Source organism: Actinomycetospora sp. NBRC 106378, assembly GCF_030269685.1.
Classification (GTDB): Bacteria; Actinomycetota; Actinomycetes; order Mycobacteriales; family Pseudonocardiaceae; genus Actinomycetospora.
Genome location: NZ_BSTT01000004.1, coordinates 313,805 through 335,237 on the forward strand (window position 1 = coordinate 313,805; position 21,433 = coordinate 335,237).

General features: G+C 74.2%; 21 protein-coding genes. 12 read left to right on the top strand and 9 right to left on the bottom strand.

Annotated features, from left to right (window positions below; genetic code table 11):
* The first annotated feature begins 95 nt into the window (after window positions 1–95).
* Genes QSK00_RS12980 through QSK00_RS12990 form a run of 3 tightly spaced genes read left to right on the top strand, consistent with a single transcriptional unit; the run spans window position 96 to window position 3,110 of the window.
* On the top strand, window positions 96–1,472 hold the full coding sequence (locus QSK00_RS12980; protein WP_285591192.1) for an LCP family protein: 1,377 nt from the start codon (window positions 96–98) through the stop codon (window positions 1,470–1,472).
* A gap of 19 nt (window positions 1,473–1,491) precedes the next feature.
* Complete coding sequence (locus QSK00_RS12985) at window positions 1,492–2,979, top strand: FtsW/RodA/SpoVE family cell cycle protein (RefSeq protein ID WP_285591194.1); 1,488 nt, start codon at window positions 1,492–1,494, stop codon at window positions 2,977–2,979.
* The gene (locus QSK00_RS12990) at window positions 2,976–3,110 is read left to right on the top strand and encodes a hypothetical protein (protein WP_285591196.1); all 135 of its coding nucleotides are present in this window, start codon (window positions 2,976–2,978) and stop codon (window positions 3,108–3,110) included. The genes QSK00_RS12985 and QSK00_RS12990 overlap by 4 nt, the downstream gene beginning before the upstream one ends.
* Here the strand turns inward: QSK00_RS12990 and QSK00_RS12995 are convergent.
* Window positions 3,099–3,236 (bottom strand): hypothetical protein, encoded by a 138-nt coding sequence (locus QSK00_RS12995; RefSeq protein WP_285591199.1) that lies wholly within the window; start codon window positions 3,234–3,236, stop codon window positions 3,099–3,101. The two genes, QSK00_RS12990 and QSK00_RS12995, sit on opposite strands and share 12 nt — an antisense overlap.
* Before the next feature lie 28 nt (window positions 3,237–3,264).
* Here QSK00_RS12995 and QSK00_RS13000 point away from each other — a divergent pair, with 28 nt between their 5' ends.
* Window positions 3,265–4,617, top strand: a complete 1,353-nt coding sequence (locus QSK00_RS13000) for a serine hydrolase domain-containing protein (RefSeq protein WP_285591451.1) — start codon at window positions 3,265–3,267, stop codon at window positions 4,615–4,617.
* Here the strand turns inward: QSK00_RS13000 and QSK00_RS13005 are convergent.
* Window positions 4,607–5,194 (bottom strand): TMEM165/GDT1 family protein, encoded by a 588-nt coding sequence (locus tag QSK00_RS13005; RefSeq protein ID WP_285591201.1) that lies wholly within the window; start codon window positions 5,192–5,194, stop codon window positions 4,607–4,609. The two genes, QSK00_RS13000 and QSK00_RS13005, sit on opposite strands and share 11 nt — an antisense overlap.
* 286 nt (window positions 5,195–5,480) lie before the next feature.
* On the opposite strand from QSK00_RS13005, the gene QSK00_RS13010 reads away from it, so the two are divergent.
* Window positions 5,481–5,918, top strand: coding sequence for a BLUF domain-containing protein (locus tag QSK00_RS13010; RefSeq protein WP_285591203.1), 438 nt, complete (start codon window positions 5,481–5,483; stop codon window positions 5,916–5,918).
* Here the strand turns inward: QSK00_RS13010 and QSK00_RS13015 are convergent.
* Both QSK00_RS13015 and QSK00_RS13020 read right to left on the bottom strand, forming a co-directional pair.
* Window positions 5,915–7,492 carry an FMN-binding glutamate synthase family protein gene (locus QSK00_RS13015; RefSeq protein WP_285591205.1) on the bottom strand — a complete coding sequence of 526 codons (1,578 nt, stop codon included), beginning with the start codon at window positions 7,490–7,492 and terminating at the stop codon, window positions 5,915–5,917. The genes QSK00_RS13010 and QSK00_RS13015 overlap by 4 nt on opposite strands.
* A 148-nt stretch (window positions 7,493–7,640) precedes the next feature.
* Window positions 7,641–8,393, bottom strand: a complete 753-nt coding sequence (locus QSK00_RS13020) for an SDR family oxidoreductase (protein ID WP_285591207.1) — start codon at window positions 8,391–8,393, stop codon at window positions 7,641–7,643.
* 69 nt (window positions 8,394–8,462) lie between these two features.
* Between QSK00_RS13020 and QSK00_RS13025 the strand changes: the two genes are divergently transcribed.
* The 3 genes from QSK00_RS13025 (at window position 8,463) to QSK00_RS13035 (ending at window position 10,754) form a co-directional block, all read left to right on the top strand.
* Entirely contained in the window at window positions 8,463–8,864 is a 402-nt protein-coding gene (locus QSK00_RS13025; RefSeq protein ID WP_285591209.1) for a DUF3224 domain-containing protein, read from the top strand.
* Between the two features lie 49 nt (window positions 8,865–8,913).
* Window positions 8,914–9,780: a hypothetical protein gene (locus QSK00_RS13030; RefSeq protein ID WP_285591211.1), complete on the top strand. Its 867-nt coding sequence runs from the start codon at window positions 8,914–8,916 to the stop codon at window positions 9,778–9,780.
* Window positions 9,781–10,034: 254 nt separating this feature from the next.
* Entirely contained in the window at window positions 10,035–10,754 is a 720-nt protein-coding gene (locus tag QSK00_RS13035) for a hypothetical protein (RefSeq protein ID WP_285591212.1), read from the top strand.
* A gap of 70 nt (window positions 10,755–10,824) precedes the next feature.
* Here the strand turns inward: QSK00_RS13035 and QSK00_RS13040 are convergent, their stop codons facing one another.
* Window positions 10,825–11,232, bottom strand: a complete 408-nt coding sequence (locus QSK00_RS13040) for a CBS domain-containing protein (protein ID WP_285591213.1) — start codon at window positions 11,230–11,232, stop codon at window positions 10,825–10,827.
* 2 nt (window positions 11,233–11,234) lie between these two features.
* Window positions 11,235–13,370 carry a molybdopterin-containing oxidoreductase family protein gene (locus QSK00_RS13045; protein ID WP_285591214.1) on the bottom strand — a complete coding sequence of 712 codons (2,136 nt, stop codon included), beginning with the start codon at window positions 13,368–13,370 and terminating at the stop codon, window positions 11,235–11,237.
* Window positions 13,371–13,586: 216 nt separating this feature from the next.
* On the opposite strand from QSK00_RS13045, the gene QSK00_RS13050 reads away from it, so the two are divergent.
* The 4 genes from QSK00_RS13050 (at window position 13,587) to QSK00_RS13065 (ending at window position 19,851) form a co-directional block, all read left to right on the top strand.
* Window positions 13,587–14,573: a helix-turn-helix domain-containing protein gene (locus QSK00_RS13050; RefSeq protein ID WP_285591216.1), complete on the top strand. Its 987-nt coding sequence runs from the start codon at window positions 13,587–13,589 to the stop codon at window positions 14,571–14,573.
* A gap of 84 nt (window positions 14,574–14,657) precedes the next feature.
* On the top strand, window positions 14,658–17,012 hold the full coding sequence (locus tag QSK00_RS13055; protein ID WP_285591218.1) for a glycerol-3-phosphate 1-O-acyltransferase: 2,355 nt from the start codon (window positions 14,658–14,660) through the stop codon (window positions 17,010–17,012).
* The gene (locus QSK00_RS13060) at window positions 17,009–18,403 is read left to right on the top strand and encodes a 1-acylglycerol-3-phosphate O-acyltransferase (protein ID WP_285591220.1); all 1,395 of its coding nucleotides are present in this window, start codon (window positions 17,009–17,011) and stop codon (window positions 18,401–18,403) included. Before QSK00_RS13055 ends, QSK00_RS13060 begins: the two co-directional genes overlap by 4 nt.
* Window positions 18,400–19,851, top strand: coding sequence for a wax ester/triacylglycerol synthase family O-acyltransferase (locus QSK00_RS13065; protein ID WP_285591222.1), 1,452 nt, complete (start codon window positions 18,400–18,402; stop codon window positions 19,849–19,851). Before QSK00_RS13060 ends, QSK00_RS13065 begins: the two co-directional genes overlap by 4 nt.
* A 26-nt stretch (window positions 19,852–19,877) precedes the next feature.
* Here the strand turns inward: QSK00_RS13065 and QSK00_RS13070 are convergent, their stop codons facing one another.
* The 3 genes from QSK00_RS13070 to QSK00_RS13080 form a co-directional block, all read right to left on the bottom strand.
* A complete protein-coding gene (locus QSK00_RS13070; RefSeq protein ID WP_285591224.1) occupies window positions 19,878–20,144 on the bottom strand; it encodes a hypothetical protein in 267 nt (88 codons plus the stop codon).
* Complete coding sequence (locus QSK00_RS13075) at window positions 20,144–20,368, bottom strand: DUF397 domain-containing protein (protein WP_285591226.1); 225 nt, start codon at window positions 20,366–20,368, stop codon at window positions 20,144–20,146. Before QSK00_RS13075 ends, QSK00_RS13070 begins: the two co-directional genes overlap by 1 nt.
* Window positions 20,369–20,466: 98 nt before the next feature.
* A complete protein-coding gene (locus tag QSK00_RS13080) occupies window positions 20,467–21,372 on the bottom strand; it encodes a helix-turn-helix domain-containing protein (protein WP_285591228.1) in 906 nt (301 codons plus the stop codon).
* Window positions 21,373–21,433 lie beyond the last annotated feature (61 nt).

Sequence of the window (21,433 nt, forward strand, 5' to 3'; positions counted from 1 at the left end):
CGCCGGCCCCGCCGGCCCCGCCCGTTCCGCCGGCCCCGCCGGTTCCGCCGGCCGCACCCGGGCGCGGCCGCCGTCGGCGGTCACGCGTCGGGCGGGTGCTCGTCGCGCTCTGCTCGCTGCTGGTCCTGCTCGCGACGGGTGCGGCGTGGTCGACCGACCGGTCGCTCACCGGCACGTCCGTGGTCACCGCGGGGTCCCACTCCGCCGACGGCTCGACGAACATCCTGCTCATCGGGCTGGACACCCGCCGTGACCAGGACGGCGGCCCCCTGCCGGCGGCGGTCCTCGACGCCCTGCACGCCGGGGACGGCAACGAGGGCGGCTACAACACCAACACCCTGATCCTGCTGCACGTCCCCGCCGACGGCGGACGGGTCACCGCCTTCTCGATCCCGCGCGACGACCTCGTCCCCATCCCGGGCTACCGGCCGGACAAGATCAAGCAGGCCTACGGCGTCACCAAGGCCGCCGTCGAGGACCGCCTGGCCGCGCAGGGCGTCACCGACCCGGCCACCCTCGAGCAGGACGGCCGGGAGGCCGGGCGGCGCGCAACGGTGGGCGTCGTCGAGGCCCTCACCGGGCTCACGGTCGACCACTACGCGGAGATCACCCTCGCCGGCTTCTACGACCTCGCGACCGCGCTCGGCGGGGTCACGGTCTGCCTGAACCACGCGGTGTCGGACTCCTACTCCGGCGCCGACTTCCCGGCCGGGGTCCAGCAGCTCACCGGTGCGCAGGCCCTCGCCTTCGTCCGCCAGCGCCACGGGCTGACCAACGGCGACCTCGACCGCACGCACCGCCAGCAGGCGTTCCTCTCCTCGGCGATGCACCAGGTCACGGCGGCGGGCACGTGGACCGACCCGTCGAGGCTGGCGTCCCTGCTCGACGTCGCGCACCGCGACGTCGTGCTCGACCAGGGCTTCGACGCCCTCTCCTTCGCCGCCTCCGCGCAGAACCTGACGAGCGGCGACGCCGCCTTCTACACGCTGCCGATCGAGGGGTACGTCCAGGCGAACGACGAGGACGACAACGAGGTCGACCCGGCCCGGGTGCAGGCGTTCATCCGGCAGCAGATCGCGGCCGCCGCCGCGCCGCCCCCCGCCCCGGCCCCCGCTCCGGACCCGGCCGCGGCCACCGGCGTCACGGTGGAGGTCGACAACGCCTCGGGCACGGCGGGCGAGGCGGCCACGGCCGAGTCGATGCTGGTCGGACACGGGTTCAGCCCCGGCGCGACGACGACGGTCGCCGATCGGGCGACGTCCACGGTGGCCGCCTCCCCGGGCTCCGGGCCCGCCGCGGCCCTCGCGGCGTCCCTGCTCGGCGGCGGCGTCGCGACCACGACCGACCCGGGGCTGCCCGCCGGGCACCTGCGCGTCGTCCTGGGCACCGACTACCGCCCGCCTGCCCCACCGTCCGTCGCCGGTCCGTCCGGCGGGCCCGTCCAGGCCGGAGGAGTCCCGTGCGTCGACTGACCCGACGGAGGTGCCCGTCGTGACCGTCCGGGACCGGGTGGAGGCCGCCGGCCCGACCCGACCCGCCCCGTCGTCGGGACCCCCCGCGCCGCCGACCGGGCGACGCACCGAGCTCGCGCTGCTCGTGCTCGCCGCAGCGATCACCACCGCGTCGCTGGTGGCGGTGGAGATCGACCAGCAGCACGCGCTGAGCCCGGCCCTGGGCTACCTCGGGCTCGCCTACCTCGCGCTGTTCGCGGGGGCGCACCTCGCCGTCCGGCGGTGGGCCGCGTACGCCGACCCGCTGATCCTGCCCTGCGTCGCCCTGCTCACGGGGCTCGGTCTGGTGATGATCCACCGGCTCGACCTCGGGCTCGCGACCGACGCGCTGAACGAGGGCCAGACCCCGCCCGCGCCCGACGCGATCCGCCAGCTCGCGTGGGCCGCCGGCGCGGTGCTGCTGCTCGTCGTCGTCCTGTGGCGGCTGCCCGACCACCGCGTGCTCGCGCGGTACGGCTACCTGTTCGGCCTGGTCGGACTCGTCCTGCTCGTGCTCCCGGGCCTGCTGCCGGCGAGCATCTCGCAGGTCAACGGGGCGAAGCTGTGGATCCGGCTCGGGCCGTTCTCGCTGCAGCCGGGCGAGTTCGCGAAGCTCGCGATCATCGTCTTCGTCGCGGCGTTCCTCGTCGAGAAGCGCGACCTGTTCCGGACGGCGGGTCGGCGGATCGGGCGCATGGAGCTGCCCCGGCCACGCGACCTCGCGCCGCTGCTCATCGCCTGGCTCGCGGCGGTCGGGGTGCTCGCGCTGGAGAAGGAGCTCGGTGCGTCCCTGCTGTTCTTCGGGATCGTGCTGGCGATGATCTACATCGCCACCGAGCGGGTCTCGTGGGTGCTCATCGGGCTGCTGTTCTTCGTGGCCACGAGCGTCCTCGCCGACCACGTCTTCGCCCACGTCGCGGTCCGGGTCGCGGTGTGGGCCGACCCGACCGGGGACTTCGCGACCACCGGCTACCAGCTCTCCGAGGGGCTCTTCGGCCTCGGCTACGGCGGGCTGCTCGGCACGGGGCTGGGCGCCGGCCATCCCGACCTGGTGCCCCTCGCGAACACCGACTTCATCATCGCCGCGCTGGGGGAGGAGCTCGGGCTCGCGGGGCTCTCCGCGGTGCTCTGCGTGTTCCTCCTGCTGATCGGCCGCGGCCTGCGCACCGCCACCGCCGCGCGCGACCCGTTCTCGACGCTGCTGGCGGCCGGGCTGTCGTTCTCCCTGGCGCTGCAGCTGTTCATCGTCGTCGGCGGCGTGACCGACCTGATCCCCGAGACCGGGCTGACGGCGCCGTTCCTCTCGTACGGCGGGTCCTCGCTGCTGGCCAACTACGTCCTGGTCGCCGCGCTGCTGCGCGTGTCCCACCACACGCGTCGGCCGATCGAGCGACCCGCGGCACCGTCGGTGCCCCTCGCCCACGCCGCCACCGTCATGAGCCCGCGCCCCGACGTCGTCGCCGAGGCCCGTCGATCGGAGACCCGATGACCTTCTGGGAGGGGGCCGGCGTCTTCGCCGGCATCCCGCTCGTCGTCCTGTTCCTCATCGCCCTGCCCATCTTCGGGCCGGTGTGGCTCGAACGGTGGCGCGGACGCGGGCACGACGACTCAGCCCCGTAGCGCGGGCAGGACCTCCTTCGCGTACGCCGCGAAGAAGCCCTCGACGTCCGGCCCGATCTGCTGCACGTACACCTCGTCGTAGCCGGCGTCGGCGTAGGAGCGCAGCTGGACTCCGGTTCCGGGCACCCGCGGCGTGATCCACACTGGTCCGGTGCTGCTCGACGCCACCGCCCGCGCCCTCACCCATCGCCTCGCCGTCGAGCAGTCCCGCGGCCGGGCCCCGTCGATGGCGGGCGCGGTGCTGCGGGGCGACGAGGTGGTGTGGAGCGGGGCGCGCGGCGAGGTCGACGGGGCTCCGCCCACCGACGACACGCAGTACCGGATGGGCTCGATCACCAAGACCTTCGTCGCGGTGCTGGTCCTGCGCCTGCGCGAGGAGGGCCGGCTCGCGCTCGACGACCGGCTCGGCGACCACCTGCCCGACGCGCCCGTGCCGGACGCGACCGTCGCCCAGCTGCTCGCGCACTCCTCCGGGCTCCCGGCCGAGACCGGGTCGCCGTGGTGGGAGCGCTCCGACGGCAGCGTGCGCCCCGACCTCGCGAGCCTCGTCGCCGAGCCCCCGCTCCGGGCCCCCGGTCGCCGTCACCACTACTCCAACGTCGGGTTCGGCCTGCTCGGGGCGCTCGTGGGCCACCTGCGCGGGCACGACTGGTTCACCGCCGTGCGCCACGAGATCCTCGAGCCGCTCGGGATGCCCCGCACGACCTACCACCCGACCGCCCCGCACACGGCCGGCTGGGCCGTCCACCCGTGGGCCGACCTGCTGCACCCGGAGCCCGCGCACGACGCCGGCCTCATGGCGCCCGCCGGTCAGATGTGGTCGACCACCACCGACCTGGCCCGCTACGGCGCGTTCCTCCTCCACGGCGACGACCGGGTGCTCCCGGCCCGCGTCGTCGAGGAGATGCGGCGGCCCTCCGCGCCGTCCGAGGCCGGGGACACCGACCGCTCCCACGGCCTCGGCCTGCAGCTGCTCCGCCACTCCGGGCGTGCGCTGTCGGGCCACACCGGCTCGATGCCCGGCTTCGTGGCCACGCTCTGGGTCGACCCGGCCGAGGACCTCGCGGCGATCGCGTTCGCCAACGCCACGTCCGGCCCCGCGATCGGCGCCCTCGTCGCCGAACTCATCGGCATCGTGGCCGAGCGCGAGCCACGCCTGCCGCAGCCGTGGCGACCCGCCGTCGTGGACGAGGAGGTCCTCGCGCTGCTCGGGCCCTGGTACTGGGGTGCCGCGCCGATCGCGCTGCGGCTGCGCGGGACCGACGAGCTGACCGTCGGCGGCCTCGGGGGCGGGGCGCGGGCCTCGCGGTTCTCGCCGCGGCCGGACGGCACGTGGGTCGGGCTCGACGGCTACTACGCGGGGGAGACGCTCCGCGCGGTCCGGCGTCCCGACGGCTCGGTCAGCCACCTCGACCTCGGCAGCTTCGTCCTCACCCGCGAGCCCTACGCGCCCGGCGACGTGATCCCCGGCGGCGTTCCCGACGACGGGTGGGGCGTCACCCGGTGACGGCGGAGACCAGGCTGAACCCCGCGAGCACGATCATGACGCCCGCGGCGATCCGGGTCAGCCAGGTCAGCGACAGGATCCGCTGCACCTTGCGACCGCCGACGATCGCGAGGCCGCCGACGGCCCAGAGCGCGAGGGTCGCGCCCACCCCGACGGCGATCGGGTCCTGGTAGTGCGCGGCAAGGTTCGCCGTGACGATCTGCGTGAGGTCGCCGAACTCGGCCACGAGGACGACCCCGAAGCTCGTCGCGGCGACCCGCCGGCCGGCCACCGACGACGAGGCGGGCAGCTCCTCGGTGCCGGCCTGCTCACCACGGGCCCCGCGCAGCAGCAGGACCGCGCCGACCAGGAACATCGCCGCGACGACGCCCTCGACGAGCCGGTGCGGGAGCAGGGCGATCAGGCTTCCCGCCGCGATCGCGAGGCAGACGTGCACCAGGAAGGCGCCCGCGACCCCGACGAACACCGGTCGCGGGTCGTAGCGACTGCCGAGCACCAGACTCGCGAGGGCGGTCTTGTCCGGCAGTTCGGCCGGGAAGATGATCGCGAACACGATGCCGGTGACGGCGAGGCTCACTGCTGGACCTCTCGGGACGTCACGCGACCGGACCGACCTCGGTGCGGCCGCGTGGGGCGGCTGGGGCACCGAAGGTCTCGCCCACCCCGAGCGGGGCCACCGGGCCGGGCGGAGGACCGCCAGCATGTCGACGCCGGTGCGGGGGGCTACTCCCCTTCGCTTCGGCAACGATTCTGCCACGGCGGCGTCAGCATCTGCACACGTCGATCGAATGATGTGACCTCGCCCATACGTGTCTACGGTCGAGCGGTCGCCCGGCGTCGGGCGCCCGAGGGAGGGAACGCAGATGGCCGACGGCGAACAGGTCTTCCGCCTGACCTACAAGAGCCGGCTGCGGGTGCCGCAGCACGACCGCAAGGCCGAGCTCGGCGCGATCTTCAGCACCGCGCGTTCGAAGAACACCCGCGCGGGGATCACCGGCGCCCTGCTCGTCTGGGAGGACCACATCGTCCAGTCGCTCGAGGGCGACGAGGACACGGTCCGCGCGCTGTACGACGTGATCGAGCGTGACCCACGGCACGACCGCGTCGAGGTGATCGGCACCGAGACCGCCGCCCGGGTCTTCGGCCGGTGGTCGATGGCGCGGGTGACCGAGGACGACGAGCCGGACATCCCTCTGCTGATGAACCGGGACAAGGGCGGCATCAGCCCGGCGGCGCCGCGGGCCACGACACCCGAGGAGGACGTCGCGCTCGACGCCATGCGCGAGCACGTGCGCGGCTAGAAGCGGTCCGGGTCCGCGCGTTCCCAGTCGTCGACCCAGTCCATCGGCGGCTCGGCCAGCAGCTGGCCGGGCCGCAGCCACTCGTAGAGCTCCGCGTAGGACCGGGTGTCGGTCGGACCGATCCGGCGCCGGAGCATCCGTGGGTGCAGCTCGGCCGGGCAGGTGGCGCCCAGCGACGCCGTCATCCGGGAGGCCTCCATGACCGTCGCCCGCTGGTAGCGGTGCACCCGGTGCAGCTTGTCCTCGACGACGAGGGCCCGGGCCCGCTTGGGTTCCTGGGTCGCGACGCCGACGGGGCACTGGTTGGTGTGGCAGCGCTGGCTCTGGATGCAGCCGGTCGCCATCATCATCGCCCGCGCCGAGTTGGTGTAGTCCGCGCCCTGGATCAGTCGCTTCACGATGTCGGTGCCGGTCGCGACCTTGCCCGACGCCCCGATCCGCACCCGGTCCCGCAGCCCGGCGCCGACCAGGGCGTTGTGCACCAGGATCAGGCCCTCGGTCAGCGGGGTCCCCATGTGGTCCTCGTACTCGAGCGGCGCCGCCCCGGTCCCGCCCTCGGAGCCGTCGACGACGATGAAGTCCGGTGTCGTGCCCTCGTCGAGCATCGCCTTCACGACGGCGAGCACGTCGACCCGGGTGCCGACGCACAGCTTGAACCCGGCGGGCTTGCCGCCCGCCAGCTCGCGCATCCGCGCGATGAACCGGACCAGCTCGCGCGGGGTGGCGAAGGCGGTGTGCCGGGAGGGGCTCGTGACGGTCTCGCCGACCGGCACGGCCCGGGCCTCGGCGATCTCCGGCGTCACCTTCGGGCCGGGCAGGACACCGCCGATGCCGGGCTTCGCGCCCTGGCTGAGCTTGAGCGACACGCACTTCACGGCGTGGTGGGAGGCCTTGTCCGCGAACTGGGCCGCGTCGAACCTGCCGTCGGGGAGCCGCGCCCCGAAGTAGCCGCTGCCGAGCTCCCAGATGAGGTCGCCACCGCGTTCGAGGTGGTACTTGGAGAGCCCGCCCTCGCCGGTGTCGTGCGCGAACCCGCCGAGCGCGGCGCCGGCGTTCAGGGCACGGATCGCGTTGGCCGAGAGCGCTCCGAAGCTCATGGCGGAGACGTTGAGCAGGGCCATGTCGTAGGGCTTCGTGCAGTCCGGCCCCCCGACGCGCACGTAGTGGGGCTGCGCGGGCTCGTCCGCGGGCGCGGCGGAGTGCACGAGGTACTCGTAGCCGACGGCGTTGACGTCGAGCTCGGTGCCGAACGCCTTCTCCCCGGCGATGCCCTTCGAGCGCTCGTAGACGATCGTGCGGGTGTCCCGGGGGAAGGGGCGGCCATCGACGTTGCGCTCGATGAAGTACTGCTGCAGCTCCGGACGGATCTTCTCGAGCAGGAACCGCAGGTGCCCGATCACGGGGTAGTTCCGCAGGATCGAGTGCCGGGTCTGCACCACGTCGACGATCCCGAGCAGCAGCATCAGGCCGATGACGCCGAGCAGCACCCACCACGCCGCGGAGCCGACCGCGGCCGCCAGGACGGTGAGCGCCCCGAGCAGCACCAGGAAGCCGAGGATGAAGAAGGCCAGCACGTGATCACGTTAGGACTGCGAAGCATCCTGGGCGCGTCGAAGCGGGCCGTGACGGTCGGACCTTCGTACCAGTGTTCGAATCGTGGCGGCGATCATGGGTACCGAGACCCCGGGCGGGGACCCGTTCGCGGGGGTCCCTGAGCCCCGGTCAGCCCCGGCCCAGATACGGCATCGTCGTCGCCATGACCGTGAGGAAGGGGACGTTCGCGTCCAGCGGCAGCCCGACCATGTAGCGCACGGCGTCGGCGACGTGCTCGGCGTCGAAGGTCGGCTCGACCATCCGCGCGCCGTGGGGCTGCACGATCCCCTCGCGCATGCGGGCGGTCATGTCGGTGGCGGCGTTGCCGACGTCGAACTGCCCGCAGGCGATGCCGAACGGGCGGCCGTCGAGGGCGATCGACCGCGTGATCCCGGTGATGGCGTGCTTGGTCGCCGTGTACGCGATCCCGCCGGGTCGTCCGACGTGCGCCGCGATCGAGCCGTTGTTGACGATCCGGCCGCCCTGCGGATCCTGCGCCCGCATGATCGCGAACGCCTCGCGCGCGCAGAGGAACGAGCCGGTCAGGTTCACGCCCACGGTGGCGTTCCAGCCCTCGACGTCCACCTCGTCCGGCGTGCCGACCGGCCCGGTCATCCCCGCGTTGTTCACGAGCAGGTCGAGCCGGCCCCAGGTCTCGCGGACGGTGCGGAAGAGGGCGGTGACGGCCTCGGGATCGGCGACGTCGGTCGGGACCGTCAGCGCGTGCCCACGTCCGTCCACCGTCTCCTCGAGGGCCTCCGCCCGGCGCCCGGCCAGAGCGACCCGCCACCCGTCGTCGAGCAGGGCTCGCGTGATCACCCGCCCGAGCCCGGAGCCTGCTCCGGTGACGACGGCGAACCCGGGCTCGGTGTGGCTGGCCATGGCGTCACCCTGGCACGGGGTCGCGAATCTTCAATCGCGACGGCAGGCCGGGCCCCTAGCGTCCGCGCCATGCAGACCACCGGGACCTTCGAGGTCACGCTGTTCGAGGCCGTCGACGTGACCCTCACCCCGTCCGTGGAGACCGCCCTCCCGATCGGGGTCGCCCGCCTGACGAAGACCTTCGCCGGCGCCGTGTCCGGGCGCTCCGCGACGCTGTTCACGTCGGCCTTCGACGGGACCCTCGGCAGCTACGTCGCGATGGAGGCGTTCGAGGGCTCCGTCGACGGGCGGTCCGGGACGTTCGCCTTCCTGCACTCCGCCTCGACGGGCGGCTCCGACCGCGCCGACGAGTACCTGCGCATCGTCGAGGGCAGCGGTACCGGCGACCTGGCCGGCATCCGCGGTGGCGGGAGCCTCTCGATCGACGGGGACGGCACCCACCACGTGACGTTCGACTACGACCTCGGCTGACCTGTCACTCGTTCGAGTGGTCGCCGCTAACGGGTGCCTCCCCCGATCGATGCAGATGGTGAACGGTCGGGAGCTGCCCGGCCTGGTCGTCGGGGGGATGATCGTGATGGCGCGCTGCCGCTGTGGGGCCTCGCTGGTGCCGGACCTGCACTTCTGCGTCGCGTGCGGTGCACGCCAGGAACCGGTGGTCCGGCGTGTCCCGGCTATGGCCGGGGCGGGCTACCCGCCGCCCACCCACCGGCCCGCTCCCGTGCCCCCGGCGGTGTTCGGCCCGCCGGTGCACCCCCGTCCGGCGACCGTCGGGCCGCCCCGCTCGAACGCCCCGTGGATCGTCGCCGGCGTGTCGGCGGTGGTGGCCGTCGTGCTCCTGGCCCTCGGGCTCCTCCTCGCCCTCCGTCCCACCGCCACGACGACCGTCGCCGTCCCGACCCCCGTCGCCGCGCCGACGGTCACCGTCGGCGTCCCCGTGGCGCGGGAGGCGTCGGAGGGATCGGAGGGATCGGAGGGATCGGACGCGACCGGCACCGACCCGTCGTCGGGAACGGCAGGAGCGAGCCTGCAGGGCCTCGTGGAGGCGGACCGCTCGACCGTCGAGGGCGTCGTCGGCACCTGGGTGCCGCAGCTGTCGGCGAAGCACGAGGGCACCAAGGCCGACGGCATCACCTACGACGACGCGTCGATCCTCGACCACTACTCTGCGCTCGCCGCCCGCTACCCGTCGGCGGCGCTGCTGTGGTCCGGCGACTGGCCGGTGTTCAACGGCAGCGACTACTGGGTGGTCGTCTACCCGCAGTCCTTCCCGACGGCGGCCGGCGCCAACGCCTGGTGCGACGCCCAGGGCTTCGCCGCCGACGACTGCCTGGCGAAGAAGCTCTCCCACTCCGGCGGTCCGGCCGGCACCACCGTGCCGCGCTGACCCGTCGCCGGAGCGGCGGTCGTCCGGGTGATGCGACGTCGTCACGTTCCGACCAGTGCCTCCCCACCTGGGCGGATGCACGCGGCGTGCGGGCGATCCGTCCCGTACCCCGTCCGGGGGGCCGATCACCTCGATCGGCAGATGCCGGGGCGAGAGATCGCATCGTGCCGCGATCGGACTCGTTACGCGGACGACATCCCCCGACGGGCCCCGTCCGTCCGTCGCCGCTCCCCGCCCCGCAGTGGAGGTCGTCCGTGCCCCTGTCCGCGCGTACCCGCGCCCTGACCGTCGGTGTGCTCGCCGCGGCTGCCGCCTCGCCGGCGGTGGCGATGGCTGCCCCGGCCCCCGCTGCGGCTCCGGCCCCTGCCGCCGCGCAGCCCGCCGCTGCGCCGGCACCCGCCGCCGCTCAGCCGGCTGCCGCTCAGCCGGCCGCCGCTCAGCCGGCTGCGGCTCAGCCCGCGGCCGCTCAGCCGGCTGCGGCTCAGCCCGCTGCGGCCCAGCCGGCCGCCGCTCAGCCCGCCGCGGCCCAGCCGGCCGCCGCCCAGCCCGCTGCCGCTCCGGCCCCCGCTGCGCAGCCCGCCGCGGCTCAGCCGGCCACCGCTGCTCAGCCCGCCACCGCTGCTCAGCCGGCCGCCGCGGCGCAGCCCGCGGCCGCGCCCGAGTCGCCGATCCTGGGCGTCTTCAACGCGCTGACGGGCACGCCCGCGCCCGCGGCAGCCACCCCGGCGCCCGCTGCGGCTCCGGCGCCTGCCGCGGCGCCCGCCGCCGCCCCCGCCGCGGCCCCGGCCGCCCCGTCGTCGACGCAGCCGATCCAGGAGAGCGGCAAGCACCGCGCCGCAGACACGACGAAGGCCGCCGAGAAGAAGGCCGACACCGGGGCCCAGGGCAAGCACGCCAAGAAGGACGACGGCAAGCACGCCGCGAAGGACGAGGGTTCGAAGGCCGCCCTGAGCGGCATGCACCTCAACCTCTGATCCACCGCACGACGACGGACGCCGGCCCTCCCGTCACGGGAGGACCGGCGTTCTGTCGTTGCGGGGCCGCTCAGCCGACCCGGCTGGCCGCCCGGTCGGCATCACGCGCGGCGACGTCGGCGGCCGAGCAGAAGCCCCGACCGTGCCGCTTGAGACAGAGCAGCCCGAGCAGCAGCCCGTCGGCGTCGACCACGGCGAGCCGGCGCTGGGCGCGGGCGGCCATCGCCTGCCGGGTCTCCTCCAGGTCGTCGCCCGGCGCGGCGACCCGACCCGCGAGCGTCCCGACCGTGCGGGCCCGCACGGAATCGGGGGAACCCTCGAGGTCCGCCCGCTCGACGACCGCGACGAGGACGCCGCGGTCGACGAGCAGCAGGGCGTGGACGTGTCCGTCGAGGAAGAACACACGCGCCGCACCGACGGACACGTCGGGTCCGTGGACCTTCGGTGTCCGCAGGTGGGCGTCGGCGACGGTGGGCATGGTCAGACCGGGGTGACCTCGACGCGGGTGTCGGAGAACGTCGGTGCGTTCCCCAGGTCCGCGAAGACGAACGGGTTGACGGCGTTCACCGTGGTGCCCTCCTTCGCGTTCTTGCCCCACGATCCCATGGGACAGACCACGACGCCGGGTGCGACCTCCTCGGAGATCCTCGCCAGCGCCACGAACCGGCCGCGGTCGTTGGAGACCGCCACGTAGTTGCCCTCGTCGATGCCGCGGGCCTCGGCGTCCGCGGGGTGGATCGTGACCGTCTGCTCGCCCTGGACCCGCTTCTGCATGGCCTGGTCGCCCGCGCTCGAGTTGATGTAGGCGTGCGACTTCGGCGAGAGCAGGTTCAGCGGGTACAGCTCGCCGCGCTCGCGCGGTCCGATGTAGTGCGGCAGCGGGTCGACCGGCGTGCCGGGCTGGTGGTCGTCGGAGAGCTGCCGGAAGAGGTTCACGACGAAGTTGCCCATCGCCTCGAGCGCGGAGCTCTTGAACTCCGTCTTCCCCGACGGCGTCGGGAAGCCGCCCTCGGCGTGCGGGCGGTACTCGTCCGGGCCGGGGAGGTTGAGGCGCGCCCAGCCGGTCTCGCGCAGCGACTCGAGGGTGATGCCCTCCATCGCGGGCGCCGACCAGTCGTAGGCCTGGGCGAGCAGTTCCTCGTCGGAGAGCTTGAAGAAGTCGTCCTCGAAGCCCATGGCGGCGGCGAGACGCCGGAAGAGCTCGGTGTTGGGCACCGACTCGCCCTCCGGCTCGACGGCCGGGGTGTTCAGCGTGACGTAGAAGTGGCCCCAGCTGAACATGATGTCGTGCTGCTCGAGCTGGGTGGTCGCGGGCAGCACGATGTCGGCGTAGCGCGCGGTGTCGGTCATGAAGTGCTCGCTGACCACCGTGAAGAGGTCCTCGCGCTCCAGCCCGGCCGCGATCTTCTCCTGCTCCGGTGCCACGACCATCGGGTTGGAGTTGTAGACCACCAGCGCCGTCACCGGGGTGTCGAGCTGCATCTCCCCGGTCAGCGCGCGGCCCAGCAGGAACTGGTTGATCACGCGGGTGCCGGGCGTGCGGTACTCGGGGTGGATGAAGGCGGGCCAGTTCACCGGGTGCGCCCACAGCGGCAGCTGCAGCAGACCGCCGCCGACGTGCTTCCAGGCCCCGACGAGCGCCGGGAGGCAGGCGATCGAGCGCACGGTCTGGCCGCCGCCGGCGTGCCGCTCGATGGCGACGCCGATGCGGATCATCGACGGGTCGGTGGTCGCGTACTCGCGGGCGAGGGTCCGGATGTCCTCGGCCGGGATGCCGGTCTCCTCCGACGCCCACTCCGGGGTGTACTGCGCCACGCGCTCGGAGAGCTCCTCGAAGCCCAGCGTGTGCTCGCGGACGTAGTCCTCGTCGTGCAGCCCCTCGGTGATGATCACGTGCATCATCGCGAGGGCGAGGGCGCCGTCGGTGCCCGGCCGGATCGGGATGTGCCAGTCGGCGCGCCGCGCCGTCTTGTGCCGCATCGGGTCGATGCAGACGACCTTCGCGCCGCGCTTCTGCGCCTCGGCGATGACCGGCCAGAGGTGCAGGTTCGTCGAGATCGTGTTCGACGCCCAGATGATGATGTACTTCGAGTGGACGATGCTCTCGGGGTCCACGCCCGCCGTCGCGCCGACGGTGGAGGCGTAGGCGGTGCAGGCGCCGGAGTCGCAGTAGGTGCGCTCGGTGACCGTCGCGCCGAGGCGGTGGAAGAACGCGTCGCCGGCGGAGAGGCCGTTGAGGATGCCCTGCGTGCCGAGGTAGCTGACCGGCATGACCGTCTCGGCGCCGTGCTCGGCGATCTTCGCCTTGAAGGTCGACGCGATGGTCTCCATCGCCTCGTCCCAGGTGATCCGCTCGAAGCGGCCGAGGCCCTTCGGTCCGACCCGCTTCATCGGGTACAGGAGCCGGTCCGGGCTGTAGGTCTTGTCCGGGTAGTTGTTGACCTTCACGCAGAGGCCGCCCCGGGTGACGGGGTGGTCGGGGTCGCCCGCCACGTTGGTGGCGCGCCCGTCCTCGACGGTCACGAGCATCGCGCAGGTGTCCGGGCAGTCGTGCGGGCAGGCGGCGCGGACCGTGGTGGTGGTCGGCGTGAGGGTCAGGTCGTCCAGAGCGGTCACGAAGCTCCTCCTGGCAGGTGGTGGTGGCGGAGTCGTCATCGACGTGTCGCGGATGGTCGTCCGGGCCCACCGGAGCGGGCTTGTCGCTCCGTGCCAGACCACGGCGGGCGGCGCAGTTGCTACCGGACGGAAACATGAGCAGCCTTGCGGCCGGGGTGATCGCCGCCATAGCGTCGGGCGACCACCACCGGAAGCCACCCGCCCATGACTCGAGCCATGCACCCCGTCGGGCCGTTCGACGAGCCCGGGAACGCGTGCGCCGCCGACACGGCGGAGGGGCTCGGACGGTGGAACGAGCTGCTGCGCGAACACTTCGTGTCGCTCCACGTGGACGACACCGTGGACGCCGACGCCGGATTCGTCTCCACGGTGCGGAGCACGCTCGTGGGCCACCTTTCGGCCGCGGTCGTCAGCTCGATGCGCCAGAGCGCCCGACGCACCGAGCGGCTCGTCCGCGCCGACCCGCGGACCTACCTGCAGGTGGGGATGGTGACCCGGGGTCGTGCGGTGCTCGAGCAGGACGGCCGGGAGGCGGTCCTGACGCCCGGCCGCTACGCCGTCTACGAGACCGACCGCCCGTTCGTCTGGCACTTCGACGGCCCGTGGACGCTCAACGTGCTCACCTGGCCGCGCGAGCTCGTGCCCCTCGGCGTCGACGTCACGCGGGCCGCCACCGCCCGCGCCCTCGGGGAGGACCGGCTCGGCGCGATCGTCGGGCACGCCCTGGCGGAGACGGCCACGTCACCGCCCGACCTCGGCGACCCCGCCGGCGGACGGCTCGCGGGGCAGCTCGCAGCCCTGCTCGGCACCGCGGTCGGCGAGTCCCTGCGCCGCGACGAGGTGCTCTCCCCCGGGAGCGCGGAGGACCTGCGCCGGCGCGTGGACGACTACGTGACCGAGCACCTCGCCGACCCCGACCTCGGGCCCGAGGACATCGCCCACGCGCACTTCATCTCGGTCCGCGCCCTGCACCGGGTGTTCGCCGACAGCGACCTCTCGGTGGCGGCGCTCGTGCGTCTGCGCCGGCTGCAGCACGCCCGGCGCCGGCTGCTCGACCCCCGCGACGCGGCCCTGAGCCTCACCGAGATCGCCCACGCGTGCGGCTTCGCCGACCTCGCGTCGTTCAGCCGCCGGTTCAAGCAGGAGTTCCACGAGGCGCCCGCGGCCTACCGCCGCCGCGGCGGGTTCACGATGCGCGGCTGACCGACCCGGTCGTGCGCCCCTGGTGCGATCCGGTGTGGCGTGGGTAACCATGCCATCGCGACCATCGACGGCCGTGCACCTCGGATGCGCACCGGTCCCGGCCCCGACGGCGAGCTCGGGCAGACGTACCTGGACGCGGCAGGGGTGTGGGCGATGGCGGTCGGTGTCGAGTCCGAGGCGGTCCCGACGACGGGTGCCGGCGCGGTGATCGTGCTCGGCGCGGTCCGCACGGCACCGGAGCGGGAGCTGATCGCCGAGTGGGCCGCGCGTCATCACCCGGGCGCCCCGGTCTGCCTGTCCGTCGCGGACCTCGACGACGCGCTCGCGGAGGCGGTCCCGACGGCGGACGTGGTCCCGGTCCGCGTGACCTGGCTGCCGCCCACCCGGGCCGCCGAGTGGGCGGACGGGACCGGCGCCCCGCCCCACCGGCCGAAGGCGGTCGACCTGCTGGCCCTGATCGGGCACCGCCGGCCCCCGACGTTCTGGCAGCGCCGGCTGGCCCGGAACAGCCCCGACCGGGTGCAGGTGGTCGAGGGCGAACCGGCCACGCTCGCCGACCTCACCCGGCGCCACGACGAGCAGGCGCGCGAGGAGCCGCTGGCCGACTTCGTGTTCCGCGCCGGTGTGCTGTCGTGCGAGCGCGCGGAACGGGTGGTCATCGGCGACCACTACACGGTGCCGCGGATGGTCGTGGAGCAGATCGTCGCCTCGACCACGGTGCGGGAGAAGGTGCGGGCGCTCGCCGAGAAGGAGGGACGTGCCTTCGACGAGGTGCTCGACGCGATGCGTGCCCGTCTCGCCGACCTCGCGGCGGTGCAGAACCCGCTGTCCATCGACGCCTTCCGGGCCGCGCTCTCCCCGATGCACACGTCGGCGTGGGACGTGGAGGTGGACGCCGAGACCGTCGAGCCGCTCCGGGCGCTCAACCGCACGGCGCCGTTGGTCTTCCTGCCGACCCACCGCTCCTACGCCGACCCGCTCGTCCTCGGCGAGGTGCTGCGCGACCACGACCTGCCGCGCAACACGGTGCTCGGCGGCAACAACATGTCGTTCTGGCCGATCGGGCCGCTCGGCAAGCGGGCGGGCGTGGTGTTCATCCGGCGCTCGAGCGGCGACGACACGGTCTACCGGCTCGCGCTGCGGGAGTACATCGCCCACCTCGTCTCCAAGCGGTTCAACCTCGAGTGGTACATCGAGGGCGGTCGCTCCCGGACGGGCAAGCTCCGCCGACCCAGCATGGGCCTGCTCTCCTACCTCGTCGGAGCCCTCGACGACGGCCGCGTGCCGGACGTCCAGCTCGTCCCGACCTCCCTGGTCTACAACCGGCTCTACGAGCTCGATGCGATGGCCGCCGAGCAGGGCGGCGCGGACAAGTCCGCGGAGGGGCTCGGCTGGATGGCGCGCTACATCCGGGGCCAGGCCCGCAACGACGGCCACGCCCGCGTGCGCTTCGGGGAGCCGTTCTCGTTGGCCGGGGCGCTCGCCGAGGCGGGCGACGGACCCAACCGGCTCGACAAGGTCGCGTTCGCGATCTGCGACGGCATCAACCGCGCGACGCCGGCCACCCCGACCGCCCTGGTGACGTTCGCCCTGCTCGGAACAGGTGGGAGGGCCCTCACCCACGACCAGATCCGCGACTCCACGGCGCCGCTGCTCGACCACCTCGACGCCCTCGACCGCCCGGGACCCCGGGAGGGCCTGCACGACGACGGGCTCTCCCGCACCCTCGCGCGGCTCGTCTCCGGCGAGGTCGTCGAGCGCTACGACGGCGGGGACGAGCCGGTGTGGTCGATCCGCGACGGGCGCCACCGGGTGGCGGCGTTCTACCGCAACGGCGCGATCCACCACTTCGTCGACCGCGCGATCGTGGAGATGGCCCTGCTCGCGGCGTCGCGGGCGCCGGCGGGCACCGACCCGGTCGAGGCCGCGTGGGCGGACGCGCTCGCGCTGCGCGACCTGCTCAAGTTCGAGTTCTTCTTCCCGTCGAAGCGACGGTTCTCCGACGACATCGCCGCCGAGACCGACCTCATCGACGTCCGGTGGCGCGAGCGCGTCGCGCGAGGGGACGGTGCGGCCGACCTGCTGGCCGACGCGCGGTTCCTCGTCGCGCCCCGGACGCTGCGCTCGTTCGTCGACGCGCAGTGGGTGGTGGCGACGAAGCTCGCCGCGCTGGACCCGGCCGCCGAGGTCGACCCGAAGGCGTTCCCCCGCGAGTGCCTCGGGCTGGGCCGGCAGATGCTGCGCCAGGGCCGGGTGGCCCGGCCGGACTCGGTGTCCCTCGAGCTGTACGCGTCGGCGCTGGACCTGGCGCGCAACCGGGGCCTGCTGGAGGACCCGGTCGGGCGGCCGGCGTTCCTGGCCGAGATCGACGAGGTGCGGGGCCGGCTCGTGGAGCTCGCCCGGCTCGAGGAGCGACGGACCGAGGAGCTGCTGGCATGAGCGCGGACGGACCCGCGACGGAGCTCGGGGCGCGGATCGACGCCGCGCCCACGGGGGAGGTGGTGACGGCCTTCGTGGCCGTCGACGGTGGGTTGCTCGCCGGCAGTCCGCTCGCGCCGTTCGCCGCCCCGGACTCGCTCTGGGGCCGCCTCGTCGCCGACGTCCGTGCGGGCGTGGCCGGACCCGCCGTCGTGACCCCCGCCGACGTGGAGCGCGTGGTCCGCGCCCGGCGCCGCCGGCGGGTGGACGAGGTCGCCGAGGAGTGCCGGGCCACGTTCCGCGCCACCACGGCGTCGTGGCTGCACCCCGAGGTGTGGCGGCTCGCGGTGCACCACGCACGCCGCGGGCACCGGGTGGTCCTCGTGTCGGCGGCGACCCCGCCCGACGTCGCGCCGCTGGCGGAGGCGCTCGGGGCGGACGACGTGGTGGCGACGCGGCTCTCGGTCGACGGGGACGTCGTCGCGGGCCTCGGCTCGCCCGTGTGCAGCGGACCGGACGCGGCCGCGGCGGTGGTGGGATGGGCCGACGACCACGACGTGGACCTCGGGCAGGCGTTCGTCTACGCCCCGGCGGAGGACCGGGCGCTCCTCGACCTCGCGGCCCATGCCGTCGTCGTCGGGGAGCCCGACGGGATCCGTCCGGCGCTGCCCGTGCGGCCCCGGGGGGCGGTGCCGCCGGTCGAGGCGATCGGCGGCACCCTCGGCTTCTACGCCGGGTTCCTCTCGGCGACCGCGGCCGCCCTCGGCTCCGGCGCGCTGCGGCTGTCGCGGCACCACGCGATCAACCTCGCCGGGTCGCTCGGCTCCGAGCTGGCCCTCGGCATCGCGGGGGTCGACGTGGAGGTCGACGGCGCCGAGCACCTGTGGTCGACCCGGCCCGCGGTGTTCGTGTTCAACCACCAGAGCGCGCTGGACCCGATCGTGGCGATGACGATGCTGCGGCACGACTTCACCGGCGTCGCGAAGGCGGAGGCGCGCTCGATGCCCGTGTTCGGGCAGCTGTTCATGCTGGCCGACGTCGCGTTCGTCGAGCGCGGCAACACGACCCAGGCCAGGCAGGCCCTCGAACCCGCCGTCGAGAAGGTCCGGCGGGGGATGTCGCTGCTGATGGCGCCGGAGGGGACGCGCTCTCCGACGCCCCGGCCGGGCCGGTTCAAGAAGGGTGCCTTCCACATCGCGATGCAGGCGGGCGTCCCGATGGTGCCGATCGTGCTGGAGAACGCGGGCGAGCTGATGTGGCGCCACGACGTGACGGTCCGACCGGGCACCGTGCGCGTCACCGTCCTGCCTCCGATCGACACGGGCGACTGGAGCACCGAGACTCTCGACGACCACGTCGCGCACGTGCGGGGCCTGTTCCTGGACACCCTGGGACTGGGGGAGAAGCAGTGACCGAGGACCGGGGCGAGCGCAGCGACGGGAAGCAGAACGGCCTCGGCTGGGCGGACGCCGACGAGATGACGGCGTTCGAGACGATGATGTGGCGTGCCGAGGCCGACCCCGCCCTGCGGTCGACCATGGTGGCCGTCGCCGATCTGGACGCGACGCCCGACTGGCCGCGTCTCGTCGCCGCCCACGACTGGGCGACGCGGATGGTGCCCCGCTTCCGCAAGCGCGTGGTGGAACCCCCGCTGGGGCTCGGCGCCCCGGTGTGGTCGCCGGACCCCGACTTCGACCTCGACCGGCACGTGCGACGGGTGTCGGTCCCGAGCGGGCAGGGCTGGTCCGGGGTCCTCGCCATCGCCGAGCACCTCGCGCTCACCCCGTTCGACCGGGACCGGCCGCCGTGGGAGGCCGTGCTCGTCGAGGGCCTGCCCGACGGCCGGGCGGCGTACCTGCTGAAGCTGCACCACGCCACGACCGACGGGCTCGGCGGTGTCCAGCTGTTCAACGGGCTGCTCAACCGCTCGCGGGAGACCGACACGGACAAGCCGCAGCCGGAGGTCCCCGTGGTGGCGGGGCCGGGCCCGTGGGCGGCGCTCGGGCGGCAGGTCCGGCACGACGCCGAGGCGTTGGCGTCCGTGCCGGTCCACATGGTGCGCGCGGCGGGCGCCGCCCTGCGCGACCCGATCGCGAAGGCCCGCGAGGCGGTCGCGTTCGGGCTCTCGGCGATCCGGGTCATCGGCGATCCCGGCGCCGCCCCGTCGCCCCTGCTCGCGACGCGCGGCCCGGACTGGCGGTTCGTGTCGATGGAACTGCCGTTCGCCCCGTTCCGGGCGGCCGCGAAGGCCGGTGGCGGGACGGTCAACGACGCCTACCTCGCCGCGCTGCTCGGCGCGTTCCGGCTCTACCACGAGGCGTTGGGCCAGCCGACCGACACGATCCGCATGTCGATCCCGGTGTCCCTGCGCGCCGACGCCGACTCGGCCGGCGGCAACCGCATCGCCTCGCTGCGGCTGGCCGGGCACATCGCGGAGAAGGACCCGGTGGCCCGCATGGCGACGATCGCCGCCGACGTGGCGCGGGGGCGGGCGGAGCCGGCGGCCGACGACATCGGCCTGGTGTCGCCGCTGCTCGCCCGGCTGCCGGGCAGCGTGATGGCGGCGGTCGCGGGCGGGGTCACCAAGGGCAACGACCTGCAGGCGTCCAACGTCCCGGGGATCCGCGAGGACGTGTTCCTGGCCGGTGCCCGGGTGGACCGGATGTTCCCCTACGCCCCGCGACCCGGCTGCGCCGCGATGATCACGATGTTGACCCACGGCGACACCTGCTGCCTCGGCGCGAACATCGACCCGGCGGCCATCACCGACCGCGAGCTCTTCGGTCGTTGCCTCGTGGAGGGCTTCGTCGAGGTGCTCGCCCTCGGCCCCGACGCCCCGGAGCCGCTGCTCCGGACCTGAGGTCGCGTTCCTCGGGCGGCGCCGGGTCAGGCGGCGCGGAGCCCGAGCAGACGGTCGAGCAGGGACGGGCGGCGGTCGGTGCCGTCGCCCTCCCCGGTCGCCTCCGCGCACTCCGGGCACCGCGCGGCCGGCGGGCTCGCGAGGGACGACGCCCAGACGGTGCGGGTGCAGGCGGCCCGGTGGGCGCCGGTCTCCGGGTCGTGGCGCAGGACGGCGTGGTCCCGTCCGTCGAGCGCGCAGGTGAGCCAGTGGGCCCTGCCGCGGAGCGCGTCGTGGTCGACGGGGGCGGCCATCACGCCCCCTCGAGCAGGTCGTCGAAGCGGCCGGCGCGCACGTCGGAGAGGAAGGCGCCGAGCTCGTCGCGCGTCAGCAGCAGGGCCGCGTCGTCGGGGAACCGGGAGTTGCGGACGGCGACCTGCCCGGCGACCGCGGCGAGCTCCACGCAGTTGCCCTGCTTGCCGCTGTACCGGCTGCGGCGCCAGGCTGCGCCCACGAGGCGTGAAGCCGTGGTGTGCATCGGTCGTCCCGTCGCCGTCGGTGCTTGAAACCGATACGACGGTAACACCGGCGAGCGCCGTCTGCATGTGCAGAAGCACTCAGCGCCCGCCGGTGTCGTCAGGCGTGGTCGGCGCGCAGCTTCCCGAGCAGGCTGCGGCTCTCCTCGGGGCTCAGGGCGTCGATGGTCAGCTCGTCCATCTGGCGCGAGTACTCCTCGACCTCCGCGCGACGGTCGAGGTACAGCGCGCCCGTGAGGCCCTCGATGTAGGTGATGTCGGGGACGTCGGGCTCGGCGAAGCGCAGCATCGTGAAGGCCGTCTCGCTGCCGTAGCCCGACAGCTCCGAGGGCAGCACCTGCAGCGTCACGTTCGGGCGGCGCGCCACCTCGGCCAGGTGGTCGAGCTGTGCGGCGAGGACGGCGTGCCCGCCGATCGGCCGGTGCAGCACGGCCTCCTCGACGACCGCCCACAGCCGGGGCGCGCCGGGGCGCTCGAGGATGCGCTGCCGCTTCATGCGGACGTCGACCCGCTCGTGCTCGGTCGGCGTGGCCTGCTCCGGGTGTCCGCGCGTGACGATGGCGAGCGCGTAGTCGCGGGTCTGGAGCAGACCGGGCACGAACAGCAGCTCGTAGGTCTGGATCCGGACGGCGGCGGACTCCAGTCCGACGTACTCGGAGAACCAGTCGGGAACCGCCTCGCCCGGGCGCTGCCACCATCCCGGCTCGTTGGCCTGCGTCGCGAGTTCGAGCAGCCGGGCGCGGCGCTCGGAGTCGCCCTCGCCGTAGAGGGTCAGCAGGTCGTCGACGTCGCGGTGCTTGAAGCCGACCTTGCCCGACTCCATCCGGCTGATCTTCGACTCGCTGCCGCGGATGTGGTAGCCGGCGGAGCTCCGGGTGACCCCGGCCTCCTCGCGCAGCCGCTTGAGCTGCGCGCCGACAATGATGCGCCGGGCCGTCGGCCCGGGGTCGTCCGCCCCGGAGGGGAGGTCCGTGCCCTCGGGTCCCTCGGCAGCGTTCTCGGCCACGCCGGCGTCCTCCGGTGTCGGTGACTCCTCGGACCCGGGAGACTACAGGCCCGTGGCCGGA

Bases quoted from the DNA above. Each gene is read 5' to 3' on its own strand.
- QSK00_RS13070 (WP_285591224.1), bottom strand. From the start codon at position 20,144: ATGGCCGCCCCCGTCGACCACGACGCGCTCCGCGGCAGGGCCCACTGG.
- QSK00_RS13040 (WP_285591213.1), bottom strand. From the start codon at position 11,232: ATGCCCACCGTCGCCGACGCCCACCTGCGGACACCGAAGGTCCACGGA.
- QSK00_RS13025 (WP_285591209.1), top strand. From the start codon at position 8,463: ATGCAGACCACCGGGACCTTCGAGGTCACGCTGTTCGAGGCCGTCGAC.
- QSK00_RS13075 (WP_285591226.1), bottom strand. From the start codon at position 20,368: ATGCACACCACGGCTTCACGCCTCGTGGGCGCAGCCTGGCGCCGCAGC.
- QSK00_RS13020 (WP_285591207.1), bottom strand. From the start codon at position 8,393: ATGGCCAGCCACACCGAGCCCGGGTTCGCCGTCGTCACCGGAGCAGGC.
- QSK00_RS13055 (WP_285591218.1), top strand. From the start codon at position 14,658: ATGCGCACCGGTCCCGGCCCCGACGGCGAGCTCGGGCAGACGTACCTG.
- QSK00_RS13010 (WP_285591203.1), top strand. From the start codon at position 5,481: ATGGCCGACGGCGAACAGGTCTTCCGCCTGACCTACAAGAGCCGGCTG.
- QSK00_RS13050 (WP_285591216.1), top strand. From the start codon at position 13,587: ATGCACCCCGTCGGGCCGTTCGACGAGCCCGGGAACGCGTGCGCCGCC.
- QSK00_RS13030 (WP_285591211.1), top strand. From the start codon at position 8,914: ATGCAGATGGTGAACGGTCGGGAGCTGCCCGGCCTGGTCGTCGGGGGG.
- QSK00_RS13060 (WP_285591220.1), top strand. From the start codon at position 17,009: ATGAGCGCGGACGGACCCGCGACGGAGCTCGGGGCGCGGATCGACGCC.
- QSK00_RS12990 (WP_285591196.1), top strand. From the start codon at position 2,976: ATGACCTTCTGGGAGGGGGCCGGCGTCTTCGCCGGCATCCCGCTCGTC.